This is a genomic window from candidate division KSB1 bacterium, from assembly GCA_034506255.1.
Taxonomy (GTDB): Bacteria; Zhuqueibacterota; Zhuqueibacteria; order Zhuqueibacterales; family Zhuqueibacteraceae; genus Coneutiohabitans; species Coneutiohabitans thermophilus.
Genome location: JAPDPX010000004.1, coordinates 334,114 through 351,028, shown reverse-complemented (window position 1 = coordinate 351,028; position 16,915 = coordinate 334,114). Strand labels below are relative to the sequence as shown.

The window sequence follows — 16,915 nt, the reverse complement described above, 5'->3', positions numbered from 1 at the left end:
CACCGCGGAGTCCCAGGATTCAGTTGTTCATATCCCCTCCGCCGGCGGGTTTGCGGGCGGCGAGACACCACCACCTCGTTCACCCGCCAATTTGCGCTTGAGATCGCCCCAAATTTTCTCGGCAGTCTTGGGGAAAATCAACCAGAATGCAATTCCCAAAAACAACAGTCCGGGAATCACCGGCAGAAAGATTCCCAGAATTCCCAGCAGCAAAAACCAGGCGGCCGTGCGATACTTGTTCTTGCGCCAGTGTGCCAGCTTTTCATCGAGACGCGAACGCGCCGAGGATTTGGAGTGGCCGGTGGTGTGCTCGTTTTGGGCGGCGGTCGTGGGCAATGGCATGTCAGGGGAGTTCATGCTTAGCGATCAGATTTTTGGGAATTGTCCGTTCTTAATGCCTTCAAGGTTCTACGCCAATCAGAATGAGCGGAACTGCCGGCACTCCTCTGCCCTGCCGGACTACATTGTAAAACTCCCCTTCAGTAGGCTATGCCAGAGCTCATTTGACTTTGCAGCGATTTCATTGGAAGAATCTCCACACCAACATCAATGTGATCACCGATATAGAAGGCAAGATGCTTGACGAAGAGATCATAGGCCACAAATGCATACTTGCCAAACTGCACTTCAACGGCGACTCGATCCTTGATGAAGTCTGTCTGATTGTAACTGAAGATCGGAATTTCACCTGCAGCTTCAATCTCGCGCTTCTGTTGCTCCGCTGTCATTGCGAGCGTCTTTCGGACTAATTTCTCACTTCGAGTAACCCACTAGCTCACGCGGCTCTCTTGCCAAGACTTCCTGCAAAACAAGCGTTTGAATTGGACGTTCATACTAATCGGACTGTACAACAGCTTTCCTCTCTTGGTCTTTTCCTTGGAAACTTTAGTACAGCGCTCATTGGCGTCCACGCTGCTAATGACTGACTTTATTCCTTGCCATAAGGCCGGTTTGTGAACTTGAAGGAATTCAAGCCCATTCAGATGGGAATAAGTTTCAGCAATCTTCATCGATTTTCCGTTTCTCTGTGTTTTAGATCATTTTCGAAAAGGGTGATTTATCCAGTGCACTTTTTCCAGGGAACAATCGTCAGTCTATTCCCTTCTTCAAAAGGATCATAAACGGGCCTATTCATCGGGCGGATTCACAGGGTTCCATCCAGTTCTTGCTGGATCCTTGCATGAGTAAGTTGAACGTATTGAGGAATGGTCTCTGCTCCCACGCCTTTGCGCTTATGGCGAATGGCTGCGATGATTGTGGTTCCGGTCCCGAGAAACGGATCAAGGACCCAGTCACCTTCAATTGTCAAGGATAAAACCAACCGTTCTATCAGTTCAACTGGGAATTGACATGGGTGCTCGGTCTTTTCAACATGATTACTCTTGACACTGGGAATCACCCACAAATCTCCGGGATTCTTGCCGAGGGGGTTGCACGAATACTGGCCGGCCTTGGGGCTTTGAAGTATTTTTTCCCGGGGTACTTTTGAGGTACCCGAACCGCATCAAGGTTGAAGGTGTAGTCATCGGATTTGGTGAACCAAATGATGGTCTCATATCTTCCCGAAAAACGGCGACTGCAGTGTAGGCCGTGTTCAAAATGCCAAATAATGCGATTTCTCATCTTCAGGCCGAAACTGGCAAAAATCGGATAAAGCACGGTGTCCAAGGGTATAATCGAGCCTCTATCAACATAGTTGCCAACCTGTCAGCAAATGCTGCCCCGGGCAGACAGAACGCGCACACACTCCGCGATGACCTTCGCTTGCTGTTCAAGATAAAGATCGAGATGGAGCTTCTTCTCGTACTCCTTGCCAATGTTGTAGGGAGGCGATGTGACAATGAGTTGAAGCGATTCATCCGGTATGGTTCTCAGGAGATCAAGACAGTCGCCTGGGTGGACGACTATTGATTCCGACAGCGAGAACTTATCGACAACTTCTTGCCTTGGGCTGAACAAGGCCGTCGTGTATGACTTCATTCCACTCCTCCAGGATGTTGTAATGCCTTTGCGGAGGCTTCGGACGGGCGGCATCCTTGACGTATGGCATTCCCTCCCGCTCCTGACCAAAGCCTGAACAGTCATCACTCTCTTGCTTATCGCAAATTCTTCAGCATGATCAGCCGGTTGCCATGCACATTATCGGGATGATACTCGAGATGATCGACCGAGCGGCGGATGATGTGCATGCCGAAGCCGCCGGTGCGGCGTTTGGCCACCGCCTCCTGCACGTCGTATTCCGCCGGTGGTTTCAACTGAAAACTCAGGCCGGTATCATGAATGACGATGATGAACTTCTCGGGGTTGTAGTGCACCGACAAATCGATCCAGTTGCCGGGATTGGAATGGTAGGCGTGTTCGATCACATTCAGGCAGGCCTCATAGACGGCGATGCGAATCTTGCCGATTTCCCGCGCATTCATGCCCGCCTGTCTGGCATGTTCCACCACAAAATCACACAGTTGATAGAGATTGGCGATCGTGCTTTCCACACGCAGGGAGTAGGAGCTCACCTTCTCCAACCCGGGGGGATTGGTGACCGCCGTCTCCGCGGGTGCGGCGCCATGCAATGTCTCCTGCAACTCATGCACCACCGGCGGTTCGGCGATTTCAGCCAGTGCCTGCACGCTGTCTTCCTCATGCCAGATACTGCTGCCCGCAAACGAGGGCCAGGCGGGGGCATCGGGGTCTTCGATGAGGTAGTCCCAGGCGTTGAATGCCTTGAACTTGTGTTTGGCGGTTTCCGGCAGGTTTTCGACCTTGAGGTCGCCATTGCGCAGCCGCACGCGCGCTGCGGTGGCAATCAACAGCGCGATGAGTTTGGTGGAGGGGAAAAGCACGTTTTCCATGTCGATGACATAGTTCACCTTGTCCTGGCTCAAAGTCATCTCGAAGTAGGAAGCCAGCCGGGCCACCAGTTCCGGCATGGGCGCATTGGTGTCAAAGTGGAGCTTGATGACGAAGGGCGGTCCCTCGACTGTTTCCACGAAAAAAAGTGGCTTCTTCATGACAGAATTTTGGATACCTGGTTCTGCCCAATGGCATGCGGGCGCAAGACTGGCACCCATGCGAGGAGTAATGCCGGCCGGGTGCGGCCGCCGTGTCGGAAGTGCGCCTGGCCAATACCCATTCGCACGCGTGGACTTTCACGAAAATGTTCCTGCCACTGCCCGGCTGCGGCCGGAAAGCCCCGGCATTTCCACCGCGCGCGATGGCGGAAATGCCGCTTCCGCCGGGACGAAACACCTTCGGATGGAGATTAATTATACCGGCAACCCGCCCGCGTTGATCATCCCTGCTCGCAAAAATTTGCGCATTCAATGGGCCGGCGTACGGCGAAAAGTATGGAAATGCGTCTGGAGAAGCAAGCAAAAGTTCGGTCGAGGCTGGCAAGCAAACAAAAAGGGCGCAGCGGAACGCCGCGCCCTTGGGCTGTGTGGGGGTGGGGTAACGGTGGAAGTTCTAACGCATGAGGGTCAGCTTGCGGGTTTGCACCTGGCCCTGAGCTTCCAGACGGTAGAAGTAGACGCCGGAAGCCACCTGCCGGCCGCGATTGTCACGACCGTCCCAGGTCACCTGGAATTCGCCAGCCGGCCGCACGCCTTCCATCAGCGTGCGGACGGGCTGGCCGAGTATATTGTAAACCGCCAACCGCATCTGACCCGCCTGCGGCAGGGCGAAGCGGATCACCGTGGATGGGTTGAACGGATTCGGATAGTTCTGCCACAGCGCAAAGCTGCCCGGGGCTGCCGGCGAATGGTTCTCCTGCACGCCGGTAATGCCACTGGAAACGATGCGCAGCGTCACCACTTCAAGCTGGGACTGATTGACCTGCGCCACCAACTCGACCTGCTGACCGGGGCGCAAGGCACTCATCGTCACCGGCTGGTTTTGTGCGTCAAACAGCAGGGAGGTGGTGGTAATCACATGCGGCAAGTCCTGCACGTGAATTGTGTTGCCACTCACCTGGGTGAGGCTGCCGGCGAGCGCACGCCGATCCTGCACTTTCACCCGCGAAGCCAGGAACTGGCCGCCCTGCAGGCGCGCTTTGACCTCGACCGTCATGCCGGGATGCAAATCGTTGATCGTGATCGGCTGATTGTCCGGACCGAGGTAGACGGTGGCGGAATTCACCTGAAACTCGATGCCTTCGACGTAGATCGCCGCAGCGCTGAGGGCGGTAAGGGTGCCGGTAAACTCGAACTCCACATTACCGGCCGGATTGCGCAATTCCACCCGCAGCGCGATGAAGATTTGATCGGCAATGAGTTGCGCCCGCACTTCGACGAAGTCACCGACCTGCAGCGCTGCCAACGGAATCGGCTGTTTCTGGCGGTCGACGATCACCGTCGCATTGGTGACTACAAAGGGACGGTTGAAGAGATAAAGCGTGTCGCCGCCATTGCGCACAATGCGCTCGATGCGCCCGACGATTTCGACGACGGGAGCGATGCGATCTTGCACGTGAATGCGTGTGGCCAGCCAGCGTCCGGCTTCCTGCCGGGCATGCACCTCCACCACCTGGCCAATGGCAAGGGTTTCAAAGGTGATCGCATTGCCCTGCCGGTCGGTGATGACGGTGCTGGAGGTGACAAAAAACTTCAGCCCGCTGACTTCGACGTATTTTTCGATGCCGTTCAAATTGGTGATGACACCGCGCAGCTCGATTTCTTCGCGGTCAAAGTCTTCGATCGCGATGCGCGTGGCGTGGAATTTTTGGTCGGTGCCGACAAAGGCTTTCACTTCCACCAGCATGCCGGTGCGCAGCGTCGAAAACGGCACGGGGGAGTCGTCTTCGTCGCGAACTTCGGTGCTGCTGTCCACCAGGAAGGTCAGGCCCAGCACGGTCACGCTCGTGTCACTGATCTGTGAGATGAAGCCCTTGATCTCGAAGGTCTGCGGCGTCTGCTTTCTGATTTTGATGCGGGTGGCGACCGGTGTGCTGCCCGGCAGAATATCGGCATGCACTTCCACAACCATGCCGGTGCGCAGCGCGCTGAAGGTGATGAAGTTGTTGTTTTCGTCGAGAAAAATGGTGGTCGCAGTGATGCGGAAACGCACGCCGTTCACCGTCACGCTGGAATCACCCACTGCGGTGATCACCCCGACGAGCTCGAGGTCGCTGCCGTTCTGGTCTTCGCGCTCGATGCGGGTGGCGAGCGGCACATCGTTGCTGCGGGTCCGGCCCTTCACCTCCACCAGCTCCCCGACATGCAAATCCGCAAAGGTGATCGGTTCATTGTCGAAGCCCAGGATCTCCGTGCTGGCAGTGACTTCGAAGGAGGTGTTGCCGACCACCACATAGCGCCGGACGCTGTCAATCAGCGCAGCGATATGGCCGGTGAGTTCGATTTCGTGATCGCTGTAATCTTCATCTTCAATTCTCAGGCGCAGCGCGATCACCTCCCCGCTGGCCAGATGCGTGCCTTTGGCCTGCACCTCCATCCCGACCTTGAAGGCGGCGAGCGACACGGGATCGTTGTCTTCATCCAGCAGCCTGGTGGTGGCCACGACGCGGAAGGCAATGTTGTTGATGGTCACCACCGAATCGACGATGCTTGCGACATAGCCCTTGGTCTCGATTTCGTAGGAGGAGCTGCGATCGAGCACGACAATGAAGCGGGCCCAGAGCTTGTCGTCCGAGCGACGCTCCGCCAGCACCTGCACTTTCCAATTCGGCTTCAAGTCCCCGGGCGACAGGATCCGGCCGCCTTCTATCACCCGGGTGCGATTGTCGAGATGGATCACGTTGTTGCCGGACAAGATAATATAATCCCTGGTGGCCACTTCGATCCGGCCGGTGACAAGCAGCGAATCACCAACCCCGGGCCGGGCTTGAATCACGATCGGCACTTCGGCTTTGAACTGGCCGTTGCGATGATCGCGGATTTCCGCACGAAACACCCAGGCGCTATACCTTTGGTTCAAATCAGCCAGCGGAATACGGGCTTCATAACTGCCATTCAGATGATTGAGAAAACTGCCTTTCCGACTGTCGCCACCGCCGGCGGGTTGCAACTCGAATTCGTTCTTCTCCAGATCCAAGTAATTGATGTTGGTTGCAATCACACGGACATGCAAAGTGTCAATAAAGGCAAAAATTCCGTCAGACGTCGAGTAATCGCTGTGACGTGAAAGTTGCAAACTCTGCGCAGCCACTGTGCCAGCAGACGAAAACACCCACATCGCCACTATCAGCCCAAGTGCGAAAGTGTGTGGCTTTCGTCGCAACATGTCATTAGCCTCTCTATGCTGTGAGGTGATGGTAAAAAAACAGGTGATAGGGTCTGAAATCGCTGACTTTTTACGACTGTTCCTGCAGCGGCCTGGCCGTTGTCTCAAATCCCGACTGTTTCACGGCATCTGGTTTTTGAGGGCCCCCGGCTCAGCCGAGGACAACGCTTTCAGAAAGACACTGATTAATCCGTCCGTATACCGCGCATCCAAACTCGATGCCATTACTGTGTCGATTATCTGCAAACGATAAGTTCAGAATTAGCATTACACGGCTTCTCTCCTTCAGGCCATGCTGGGCAAAATTTGCGCATTTAAAATTGGCTTGGGCGCGCAAGCCTTGCCCACTGGGCTTGGCTTCGCAAATAAGCCGGCTGCTAACAGCCAGGTTTGTTCTTGAAATTCGATGGCGAATCTCTATATTTGCGGCATGCTCTGGTATCGAACTGGCAAGTGACCTCGACCTCGCGAGAAAGTTGCGGCCAGGGTCTGGTTTGGTTCTTGCTTGATACAGTGACTCTGCGCTGCAAGGCCTTGCTTGTTTGTTTGAAAAGAGGAGAACTTCGCCAAGCAGCGGCTTTCCCCCTCGGGCATCGTGGTTTTTGACTGATCGTGGCGCAGCCCTCCCGTCTGTCAGCCAATGCAGACAGGAGGTCTGCGCTCCGAAATCATCTTCGCGGGTGTGATGTTTTTTTTCAAGAGTAGCACAATTAATGACGAAGACAGGGCGAATTGCAAAGCCGCTGGCAGGCCGGGTGGCGGGGTTGTGCGCGTTACTTCTGCCCGCCATGTGCTGCTGGCTGCTTTCCTGCACCACGCCGGCAGAGCACAGCAATCCGCTCGATCCGGAGTCGCCGGCTTATCAGGAGAAGGGCACTATCACCGGAAGGGTCACCAGCTTTTATCAACCTTACAGTCCCCTGCCGGGCGCCGAGGTGCGTCTGCTGCCCGGCGGCGAAAGCCGGCGCACCAGCACCTTCGGGGAATTCACTTTCTCCGGACTGTCACCCGGCCGCTACATGTTGCTGGTGACTGCAGAGGGTTTTGCTGACGACAGTGCCGGGGTGGAAGTGGCAGCGCGACAAACCCGGGAAGTCGCTTTCCATCTTGATGCCGTGCCCCAGGTGACGGGCGCGAAAGTAACCGCCGCGCATGTGAAAACGCGGGCGTCACTGAGCGACACCGATTTCGTTTTTCTGACGGTGACCGCGGAAGTGAGCGACGGCGACGGCCCCAACGACCTGCAACGGGTGCAGGTGGAGATCCCGGCGGCGGCATTCGACGATTCCCTGCGGCGCAGCAGCACGCCCGCGAGATGGGAGCGCACGTTTTCTCCGGAGGAGTTGCGGGAGAGCGGCGGCCGCGCGATCAATCCCTACAATCTGGTGGGTGAATCCTTTCACATCAGCGCCCGCGATGCGCCCGGTGCGCAGGCGAGGTCGGCGCCGTTTCAGTTGGTGCGCGTCATCGCCGAGGAGCCGCTGCCGCAACAGCCGGCAAACGGCCAGGTGCTCACCAGCCATTCACCGCAATTGCAATGGTTCATGCCGCCGCTCTCCTTCGAGCACACTTTCACCATTCAAGTTTTCAAACTGATCGGCGGCTTTCCAACGCTGTTGCTGACGATCTCGGAGCTGCCGGCCGGCACCATGGCGTTGCCCTATCCCGGCCGCTTGACCAGCGGCTCCTATTTTTGGACGGTGGCCGTGGTCGATCGCTTCGGCAACAGCAGCCGCTCGAAGGAAGCGACATTTGTCGTGCAGTGAGTTGGTTGAGACAATGACGACCGCAGGCCGTGCCCGGCGGTCTGCCAGCGACAGGTGCCTATGTCCGAACCCCTTGCGGAATTCTCCGACCCCCTGCTTGCGCTGTCGCAGATCAGCGAGAGCATCAACACCATTTATGACATTGATGAGCTGCTGCAGCGCATTCTGGCGATCGCGCTGCAGACGGTGAATGCCCAGCGCGGCTTCATCCTGATGTCGGAAAAGGATGACCCCGCGGATTTGCAGGTGCGGGTGGCGCACAATCTCGACCCCAACGCGCTCAATGCGATGGCACCTTTCTCGCGCAGCATCGTGGAGGCGGCGCTGGCAGGTGGCGGGACACTGATCACCTACAATCCCGCGGACGATGCGCGCTTCCGCTCTTCGGAAAGCATCTTCGACCAGAAAATCGTGGCCGCCGCCTGTCTGCCGTTGCGGGTCAAGACGCGGCGGCTGGGCGCAATCTACATCGACAGCACGGAGACGCGCGGCAAGTTCCGTCCGGAAATGGAACCGTTTCTCAACGCCTTTGCGCACCAGGCCGCGATCGCCATCGAAAACGCGCAGATGTACGACCAGCTCCGCAGCGAAAACCGGCGGCTGCGCCAGGCCATGGCCGGGGCCAGCGAATTCACCGGCATCATCGGCCAGAGCCCGGCCATGCGCAGCGTGCTGGACACCGTGCGCAGCGTGATGGACACCAGCGCCACCGTGCTCATCCTCGGCGAGAGCGGCACCGGCAAAGAATTGATTGCGCGCGCCCTGCATTACAACAGCCGGCTGAAGGACAAGCCTTTCATCGCGCTGTTTTGCGGCGCGCTGCCCGAGACACTGCTGGAAAGCGAACTTTTCGGCCACAAGCAGGGCGCCTTCACCGGTGCCGCACACGAGAAGAAGGGCCTGTTCGAAGAGGCGGATGGCGGCACGATTTTCCTCGATGAAATCGGCGACATCAGCCCCAAAATTCAAACCGCGCTGTTGCGCGTGCTGCAGGAGCGCGAAGTGCGGCGCATCGGCGAGAGCAAAGTGCGCAAGATCGACGTGCGCGTGCTCGCCGCCACCAACAAGGATCTCGCCGCCGAAGTGAAGGCCGGACGCTTTCGCGAGGATTTGTACTATCGCCTGAATGTCATCACCATTCACCTGCCCGCGCTGCGCCATCGCGGCCATGACATCATTCTGCTGGCCCAGCATTTTCTCGACCGCGCCGCATCCAAAGCCAAACGCCCGATTGCCGGCTTCTCGCCCGAGGCAATCACGGCGCTGCTCAACCACGACTGGCCCGGCAATGTGCGCGAGCTGAGCAACACCATCGAGCGGGCCGTGCTGCTCGCCAAAGGCGACTATCTCACCCCCGCGGATTTGCGGCTCGAAACCCCCTCCGCTCCCGAAACCACGGAACTGCAATCGCTGCGCGACCATGAGCGCAGAATCGTCGAGCGCGTGTTGCAGCAACACCACGGCAATGTGACGGAAGCGGCGAAAACACTCGGTGTCTCGCGGCGCTGGCTGCATTACCGCCTGAAGGAGTGGCAGAACACCTGATGGTTGGCAGGGATGATTCCGGGTGTCATTCAGCGGGAATCCGGCCAGGCCTCCGGCACCGCGCCTGAATCTTCACAGGATTACCACGAAAATGCCGTGGCGCAGGCTTCCAGCCTGCCTGCAGACGTTTTCATCGTAATGGGTGTGCCAATGCACATGGCAAATTCCTGCAGCATGACATGGCGGAGGGCTGTACGTTTCAAGGCAACGGATTAGTCGCTTCGCCACAACCCGCCGACTTCCGGGGAAATTTGCCATGCCCGTATGGGCACCCATCGGGATGAAAACGTGGCGCAGGCCTCCTGTTTGCCGGCAGGCTGGAAGCCTGTGTTGCGGGATCTTCATGGCAATGCGGTTGTCTCCGCCTGGCCGTTGCCTCCCCGGAATTTTCACAAAGCCCGGCACGGACATGAACTTTGCTGGGTGCCGAAACGCCCGGGCGCTGATGTTGGCGCGCCGCCACCAATTATTCTCGCGGGTGAGGCGATTGCGGGGGGAGCATTCAGCCTCGGGTGGCTGTGAGGCACAGCCATGCCCGGGCATTTGATGACCGTGGCGCGTGTGCCGGCTTTCCGGCAAGCCGCGCGTCGATTTACAGGCAGTGCCCCAGGTTTCGACCGGCATGAAAACCCTCGGCAACTTCCAGCTCTTCGCCGAAATCAAGCGCAGCGCAACCGGCGCCACGTATCGCGGGCTCGACCGCCGCACCCAGCAACTGGTGCTGGTGAAAACCTTCATCACTGACGACAGCGCGTCCGCGGCCGCCACGCGCTTCGAACAGGAGGCTGCAATCTACGCCCGCCTCTCCCACCCCAATCTCGTGAAGCTCATTGCATACGGCACGGCTGAGGGGTTGCGCTACCTGACGCTGGAGTACCTCGAGGGCCGGACCCTGCGCAGCCTGTTGCAGCATTCCCCGCACGGCGGCAAATTGCCGGTCACCATTGCCCTTACCCTGTTCGACAATGTCCTCGCCGGTGTCGCGGAAATTCACCGCCATCATTTCATCCATCGTGATCTCAAACCGGAAAACATCCTGATCGGCCATGACGGCTGTGTCAAGCTGTGTGACTTCGACCTCGCCACTTCACATGCCGCGCAGCCGGCCGGCAGCGGATTGACCGGCTCGCCCGGCTATCTCGCACCGGAAATCATTCTCGGCGAAAAGGCCACGCCCGCCATCGATCTCTTCGCCCTGGGCATTCTGCTTTATGAAATGCTTGCCGGTGCCCGGCCGTTTCAATCCACTTCCGCTGGCGGGGAAATCAATGCCATCGTGCGCGTTGCCCCCCTGCCCATCACCACCCTCAACCCGCATGCGCCAGCCGTGCTCGACGAATTGTTCGCGCATCTGCTGGCCAAGAAACCGGCAATGCGCCCGAACAGCGCAGAAAACGTGCGAAGCTGGCTGGCGCAGCATTTCGTGCTCGGCACCCCGGAAACGCAGCAACAGCGGCTGCGCGAGTATCTGGCGGCACCGGAGAATTGGCCGTTGCCAGCTGCCGCCGATTTCATGCGCGCCGAACCGCCCGCTTCGCCACCGTCAAAGCCCGGCATACGGCGGCGCTGGCTTGCTGCTTCCGCCAGTCTGATGCTGGCGCTACTGCTGGCATATTGGGGATTTCATGCCAGGACGGGGGAAGCACCGCAAGGCAAGACCGTCCAGTTCACCACCGCACCACTGGCGGCAGATTCCCTCCAGCCGGTGCACACCCTGCCAAAACCACAGCCGCAGGACAATGCCGCGGCCGCAAGTGCGCCAACGGTCACCCCGGTGCCGCCGGCGGCACCGCCTGCCGTGGACAGCGCCGGCGTGCCGCCATCTCGCATGCTGTACATTCAAAGCAATCCGTGGGCCTATGTTTTTGTCGATGACGACTCGCTCGGCATGACGCCACTGGCCACGCCGCTGTCCCTCTCTCCTGGCGTGCATGCCCTCATCCTCAAGAATCCGAAGTTCCCGCCCCTCCGCCTGCCCATGAATCTTGCCGCGCACTCGCCGGATACGCTATTCTTTTCGCTGTGGGATCACGTGGCACAGGTCGAACTGCAAATCAACCCGTGGGCCGAGGTGTATGTCAATGGTGAGCGCCGGGAGCCGCACGCCGGCGAACACACGCTCCTGCTGCTGCCCGGCGCGTGTGAATTGAAGTTTGTGCATCCCCAACTCGGGGAAAAAACCGAGACGATCGTGCTGCGCGCCGGAGAAACGCGCCGCCTCGCGATCAACATGTTCTAAGAAAGGAGGACCACTCGTGTACACGGAAGCCGTTGTCAAGATCAAAAAGTCGTGGACCGGTGTTTGCGCAAGGAGCATGATGATGCTGCTGGGTTCGGTGCTGGCGCTGCCGGCGCAGCCGCTGCAATACCCGCACAGCAAAAAGGTCGAAGTGGTCGACGATTATCATGGCGTGCGCGTCGCGGATCCGTATCGCTGGCTCGAAGAGGCGGAAGCGGAAGACACGCGCGCCTGGGTGGCGGCACAGAATGAACTGACCTTCGGCTATCTGAAGCAGATCAGCAGCCGCGCCGCGCTCAAACAGCGCCTCACCGAGCTGTGGAATTATCCCCGCTACTCCGTGCCGGTGCGCGAAGGCGGCCGCTACTTCTACACCAAAAATGACGGCCTGCAGAATCAAGCCGTGCTGTACATGCAGGAGACACTTGACGGCGAGGCCCGGGTCGTGCTCGACCCCAATCAACTCAGCGCCGATGGCACGGTGGCGCTGACCAACCAGAGCTACAGCAAAGATGGCAGGCTGCTGGCCTATGGTCTCTCCAGCCGCGGCAGCGACTGGCAGGAGATCAGGATTCGCAATATCGACACCGGCGAGGATTTCCCGGAAACACTGCACTGGTGCAAGTTTGCCGGCATCGCGTGGCGGCATGATCACCAGGGATTCTATTATAACCGTTTTCCGGAGCCGGGCACGGTGGCGAAGGAGGATGAGAACAATTTCAATCGCGTCTACTACCATCGCCTGGGCACGCCGCAAATGCAAGATCAATTGGTGTTCGAGCGGCCGGACTTCAAAGAGCTGGGCTTCAGTCCGATGATCACCGATGACGGCAAATATCTCGTGCTCTACGTCTATCACGGCACCGATCCCAAAAATCGCATTTACTATCGCGAGGTGGACAGCGACGGCCCGTTCATCCGCCTGCTGGACGAGGCGGACGCCGGCTACAGCCCGATCGACAACGACAGCACGATCTTTTACTTTCAAACCGACTTGCAGGCACCGCGCGGCCGCATCATCGCCATCGACCTGAAACAGCCGGCGCGTGAACATTGGCGGGAAATCATCCCCGAGCAGCCGGAGGTTATTTCCTTCGCCACCATGGTCAACAACCAGTTCGTGGTGGCCTATATGCGCGATGCCCATCATGTGTTGAAAGTATTCGATCGCGACGGCGGTTTCGTGCGCGAGCTGCCGCTGCCAACCATTGGTTCGATCTCCGGGCTTTCAGGCCGGCGCCAGGACAGCGAAATGTTCCTGCAGTTCACCTCGTTTCTCTTTCCGGCCACGATCCACCGCTATGATTTCACCACCGATCTCCTGGTGAAATTCCGCGGCGCGGCGGTCAAGTTCGATCCCACACCCTACGAGACACGGCAGATCTTCTACACGTCCAAAGACGGCACGCGCGTGCCGATGTTCCTCACGCACAAACGCGGGCTGGCGCGCAATGGCGGGAATCCGGTTTTGCTGTACGGCTATGGCGGTTTCAACGTGAGTCTGACGCCCTACTTCTCGGTGAGCAACGCGTTGTGGCTGGAAAACGGCGGGGTGCTGGCGGTTCCCAATTTGCGCGGCGGCGGGGAGTACGGCGAGGAATGGCATCAAGCCGGAACGCTGGCGCGCAAGCAAAACGTGTTCGATGATTTCATTGCGGCGGCGGAGTGGCTGTGCGTCAACGGCTACACCAATCCGCGCAAGCTGGCGATCAGCGGCGGCAGCAACGGCGGCCTGTTGGTGGCGGCCTGCCTGGTGCAACGGCCGGAGCTTTTTGGCGCGGTCATTTGCCAGGTGCCGGTGATCGACATGCTGCGCTATCACAAATTCACCGTGGGGCGTTACTGGATTTCCGATTACGGCAATCCCGACAAACCGGAGGATTTCAAGTTTCTTTATGCCTATTCGCCCCTGCACAATGTCAAACCGGGGGTGGCCTATCCGCCGACGCTGATCACCACCGCCGATACCGATGATCGCGTGGTGCCGGCGCATGCGAAAAAATTCGCCGCCACGCTGCAGGCGGCGCAGGCCGGACCAAACCCCATCCTGATTCGCATCGAAACCAAAGCCGGTCACGGCGGCGGCAAACCCACCACGAAACAGATCGAAGAAGCCGCCGATATCCATGCCTTCTTGTGCAAAACGCTGGGCATAACGTTGCCGGGCAAATGAGGGGCGCCACCGGCAGGGATCAAATGCTGCGGACAGTGCACCGGCGAAAATCTGCGACGGCGCAGCCGCGGCTCGTCTGTGACCGCGCTTGCGCGGAAGACTTTGGCGGGATCTGCAACGGCTTTGCCATGACACGCAACTGCACCGCAGAGCCGTTGCAAGCCGTGACCCGTGGCTGAATGGTCAGCGATGCTGCAGCCAGCGGTGCGGCGGGGAGGCCGGCCGGTTTACTGCTTGCGCGCAGCCGCGAGACGATACACTTCCAAATATTTCTGCGCTGCGTGCTGCCACGAAAAATCCTCTGACATGCCACGGCGCACCATTTCACGCCAGATCGCTTTTTCGTGAAACAGCCGCACGGCCCGCTGCACGCTGGTAAACAGGGCATACGGGGTGAAATCACGAAACGAAAAGCCGTTGCCCTGGCCGTGGAATTCATGGTAATCGTGCACGGTGTCCGCCAGGCCGCCGGTGCGGCGCACGATCGGCACGGTGCCATAGTTCAGACTGTACATTTGATTCAAGCCGCATGGCTCATAGCGCGAGGGCATCAGAAACATGTCGCAGCCGGCGGTGATCCAGTGTGCCAATTCGTTGTTGAAGCCGAGATACACCCCCACCTTTCCCGGATGGGCGCTGACCGCCCACTGCAGGAACTCCTCGTATTTTCGCTCGCCCTCGCCCAGCACGATGATTTGCAGCGGCATTTGCATGAGATCATGAAATGCACCCGCCAGCAACTCCAGGCCTTTTTGCGGTGTCAAACGCGAGATCATGCCGATCACCGGCACCTCGGGATCGAAAGGCAGGCCGAAGCGGGCGAGCAGCGCCTGCTTGTTGCGCACCTTGGTCGCGAAGGAGTCAAAATCATAGCGGTGGGGAATGTACTTGTCGACGCGGGGATTCCACTCGCTGGTATCGATGCCGTTCAAAATGCCGTGCAGATCCGCGCGCCGCATCGCCAGGATGTCCTGCAAGCCCTCGCCAGAGGTGGGAGTTTGAATCTCGCGGGCATAGGTTTCACTCACCGTGGTGATGAGATCGGCGTAGAGAATCCCGGTTTTCAGGAAGGAAAACGAGTTGTGGAATTCATACGGCCCGCCGGGATAGTATTTGTCGTAGGACAGCCCGGCTGCCGCGATGCTCTCCCGGCCGAAGCGGCCCTGATAGCCGAGATTGTGGATGGAAAGCACGCTGGCCGTGTGGTCAAACAGCCGGTCCCAGTAATATTTGTCCTTCAAATAAACGGGCAGCAGGGCAGTGGGCCAGTCATTGGCATGCAACACCTGCGGCGCCCAATGATAGCGCTGCAGGATGCTGATGAGGGCCTGTTGCAGCAGGATGAAACGGCCGTCTTCATCATAATCGGAGGTGTAAACCCGGCCGCGGTGGAAATAATGCGGGCAGTCGATGAAGTAATGTTCCAGGCTCAGTCCGGGCGTTTTTTTGTACCAGGTGTTGCAGGTGAGATTGAGATTGCCAATTTGCAGGGGGAGGTCGCGCAACTCGCCGGCGAAAAGGAGACCATGATCGAGCACGCGTATGGAATCATACAATGGCAGGAAGACCTTGACTTCCATGCCGGCCTCCGCCAGCGCGCGCGGCAGGGCGCCGCTGACATCCGCCAGGCCGCCGGTTTTGACAAAGGGCACACACTCACTCGTCGCAAATGCGATGCGCATCCCTCCTCCCTGTTTTCAGAAGAAATTTTGCCGCGGCGCCGCAGCGGGCGCGTGGTTTGCCGGTCGAAAAGTCGCGGCAAGGTATCAAAGCAGCCGCAAAAATGCAAGCCGCCGGCCGCGGTTCTGTCGCAAGTGAATTCTTTGCTTTTTCAAGATGTCAGCCGCGCAGCACGGTGCATGAATGCCAATTCCCCTTTGCCTCGAGGCGCGCACCTTCACGGTTGACAGTTGTTTGCTGGCGGCCGGTCCGCGAAGATTTCCGCGAACCGTTCAAGCCTGGCCCGCGGGGTCAGCTTCGTGCCAGGTCGGGTCGCGGTCTTCCTCCTGCATTTCCCGCATGCGGCGCCGGATGCGACGGCGGGTGGCAATAAACCCCGCCACCACCAGCAACAGGAGGGCAAGGCTCCACAGCACATTCTCATCGAGCAGGAAATACCAGCGGAAATTCGCGCGCAGATAGTCGAAGTATTCGGCTTCAAAATCCCACAGATCCTTCTGGAAGGCCGCCTGAAAGGCGGCACGCGGATCGCCCTGCGCGGCCAGGCTGCGGGCATATTGCACGAGTGCCGCCTCGCCGTACTGTTGCACGAGGTAATTCACCGCGTGAAAGCTGATGGAATAGGCCAGGCCGGCGCGGGGATTGGGAAAAGTGAGCAGCTCTTCGATGGCATCGAAGGAAAGCAGCGAGTGCGTCGCCATGGCGCTGGAAATGAGCGTCGGGGAGACATGCTGGGTTTCACCGGACAGCCAGGTGGCCACGCCTTCATCGAACCAGCGCGGCGCACGGTGGGGCACCACCATCTCGGCGAGCATCACATGCACGAGTTCATGCCGCAGCGTTGCCGGCTGCAACTCACGGCCGCGGTTGGCAGCCGGTGATTTGAGAAACATGCGCCCCCCGTTCACGTCCACCGCCGCCTCGCCCCAATCAGGAACGAGGTGACGGGTGAGATAATCGAAACTGTACTGGCTGGGGCAGAGAAAAACCGTGAGCGGGCGGCGTGGACGGAACTGCAGGCGTTCGCTGAGCTGTTGCTGCTGGCGCTCGAGCTCGACAAGCAGACCGGCCGCGAGTTTTTCTTCCGAGGCAACGTGGGCGAGGGTGAAGCGGCCGGCGTGGAGATACTGCCAGTCCTGCGGGCGCAGCGGTGGCGCCAGCAGCAAAACAACCGCGGCAGCGCAACCGCCAGCGAGGCGCAACCGCCGCACTGCGCTGGCGAAGATCTTGTTGTTGATCAGCTTCACCGGCAGGGGAATGTGAATCGGGACGCGCGCC

Annotated in this window: 9 protein-coding genes and 2 pseudogenes; 4 read left to right on the top strand and 7 right to left on the bottom strand. The window is 58.9% G+C overall.

Features of this window, described 5'->3' with window-relative positions:
* Positions 1-27 precede the first annotated feature (27 nt).
* The 5 genes and pseudogenes from ONB52_09915 to ONB52_09895 form a co-directional block, all read right to left on the bottom strand.
* On the bottom strand, positions 28-342 hold the full coding sequence (locus ONB52_09915) for a hypothetical protein (protein ID MDZ7416452.1): 315 nt from the start codon (positions 340-342) through the stop codon (positions 28-30).
* A gap of 58 nt (positions 343-400) precedes the next feature.
* Positions 401-1,010, bottom strand: a pseudogene (locus ONB52_09910) (BglII/BstYI family type II restriction endonuclease).
* Positions 1,011-1,144: 134 nt separating this feature from the next.
* A pseudogene (locus ONB52_09905) lies at positions 1,145-1,980 on the bottom strand (site-specific DNA-methyltransferase).
* Between the two features lie 116 nt (positions 1,981-2,096).
* Positions 2,097-3,008, bottom strand: a complete 912-nt coding sequence (locus ONB52_09900; protein MDZ7416451.1) for an ATP-binding protein — start codon at positions 3,006-3,008, stop codon at positions 2,097-2,099.
* 454 nt (positions 3,009-3,462) lie between these two features.
* Positions 3,463-6,069, bottom strand: a complete 2,607-nt coding sequence (locus ONB52_09895; protein ID MDZ7416450.1) for a DUF5666 domain-containing protein — start codon at positions 6,067-6,069, stop codon at positions 3,463-3,465.
* An 878-nt stretch (positions 6,070-6,947) separates the two neighbouring features.
* On the opposite strand from ONB52_09895, the gene ONB52_09890 reads away from it, so the two are divergent.
* The 4 genes from ONB52_09890 (at position 6,948) to ONB52_09875 (ending at position 13,957) form a co-directional block, all read left to right on the top strand.
* Positions 6,948-8,000, top strand: a complete 1,053-nt coding sequence (locus ONB52_09890; protein ID MDZ7416449.1) for a carboxypeptidase-like regulatory domain-containing protein — start codon at positions 6,948-6,950, stop codon at positions 7,998-8,000.
* 60 nt (positions 8,001-8,060) lie between these two features.
* Positions 8,061-9,545: a sigma-54-dependent Fis family transcriptional regulator gene (locus ONB52_09885; protein ID MDZ7416448.1), complete on the top strand. Its 1,485-nt coding sequence runs from the start codon at positions 8,061-8,063 to the stop codon at positions 9,543-9,545.
* A gap of 622 nt (positions 9,546-10,167) precedes the next feature.
* Positions 10,168-11,784 (top strand): serine/threonine protein kinase, encoded by a 1,617-nt coding sequence (locus tag ONB52_09880; protein MDZ7416447.1) that lies wholly within the window; start codon positions 10,168-10,170, stop codon positions 11,782-11,784.
* A 76-nt stretch (positions 11,785-11,860) separates the two neighbouring features.
* Entirely contained in the window at positions 11,861-13,957 is a 2,097-nt protein-coding gene (locus tag ONB52_09875; GenBank protein ID MDZ7416446.1) for a prolyl oligopeptidase family serine peptidase, read from the top strand.
* A gap of 227 nt (positions 13,958-14,184) precedes the next feature.
* On the opposite strand, the gene glgA is transcribed toward ONB52_09875, so the two are convergent.
* Together glgA and ONB52_09865 are read right to left on the bottom strand one after the other, a co-directional pair.
* Positions 14,185-15,639, bottom strand: a complete 1,455-nt coding sequence (glgA, locus tag ONB52_09870; protein MDZ7416445.1) for a glycogen synthase GlgA — start codon at positions 15,637-15,639, stop codon at positions 14,185-14,187.
* Positions 15,640-15,909: 270 nt separating this feature from the next.
* Positions 15,910-16,884 (bottom strand): peptidase MA family metallohydrolase, encoded by a 975-nt coding sequence (locus tag ONB52_09865; GenBank protein ID MDZ7416444.1) that lies wholly within the window; start codon positions 16,882-16,884, stop codon positions 15,910-15,912.
* Positions 16,885-16,915: the final 31 nt, after the last annotated feature.

Coding starts and splice junctions, on each gene's coding strand:
- ONB52_09915 (MDZ7416452.1), bottom strand. CDS start 342: ATGCCATTGCCCACGACCGCCGCCCAAAACGAGCACACCACCGGCCAC.
- ONB52_09900 (MDZ7416451.1), bottom strand. CDS start 3,008: ATGAAGAAGCCACTTTTTTTCGTGGAAACAGTCGAGGGACCGCCCTTC.
- ONB52_09890 (MDZ7416449.1), top strand. CDS start 6,948: ATGACGAAGACAGGGCGAATTGCAAAGCCGCTGGCAGGCCGGGTGGCG.
- ONB52_09885 (MDZ7416448.1), top strand. CDS start 8,061: ATGTCCGAACCCCTTGCGGAATTCTCCGACCCCCTGCTTGCGCTGTCG.
- ONB52_09880 (MDZ7416447.1), top strand. CDS start 10,168: ATGAAAACCCTCGGCAACTTCCAGCTCTTCGCCGAAATCAAGCGCAGC.
- ONB52_09875 (MDZ7416446.1), top strand. CDS start 11,861: ATGATGATGCTGCTGGGTTCGGTGCTGGCGCTGCCGGCGCAGCCGCTG.
- glgA (MDZ7416445.1), bottom strand. CDS start 15,639: ATGCGCATCGCATTTGCGACGAGTGAGTGTGTGCCCTTTGTCAAAACC.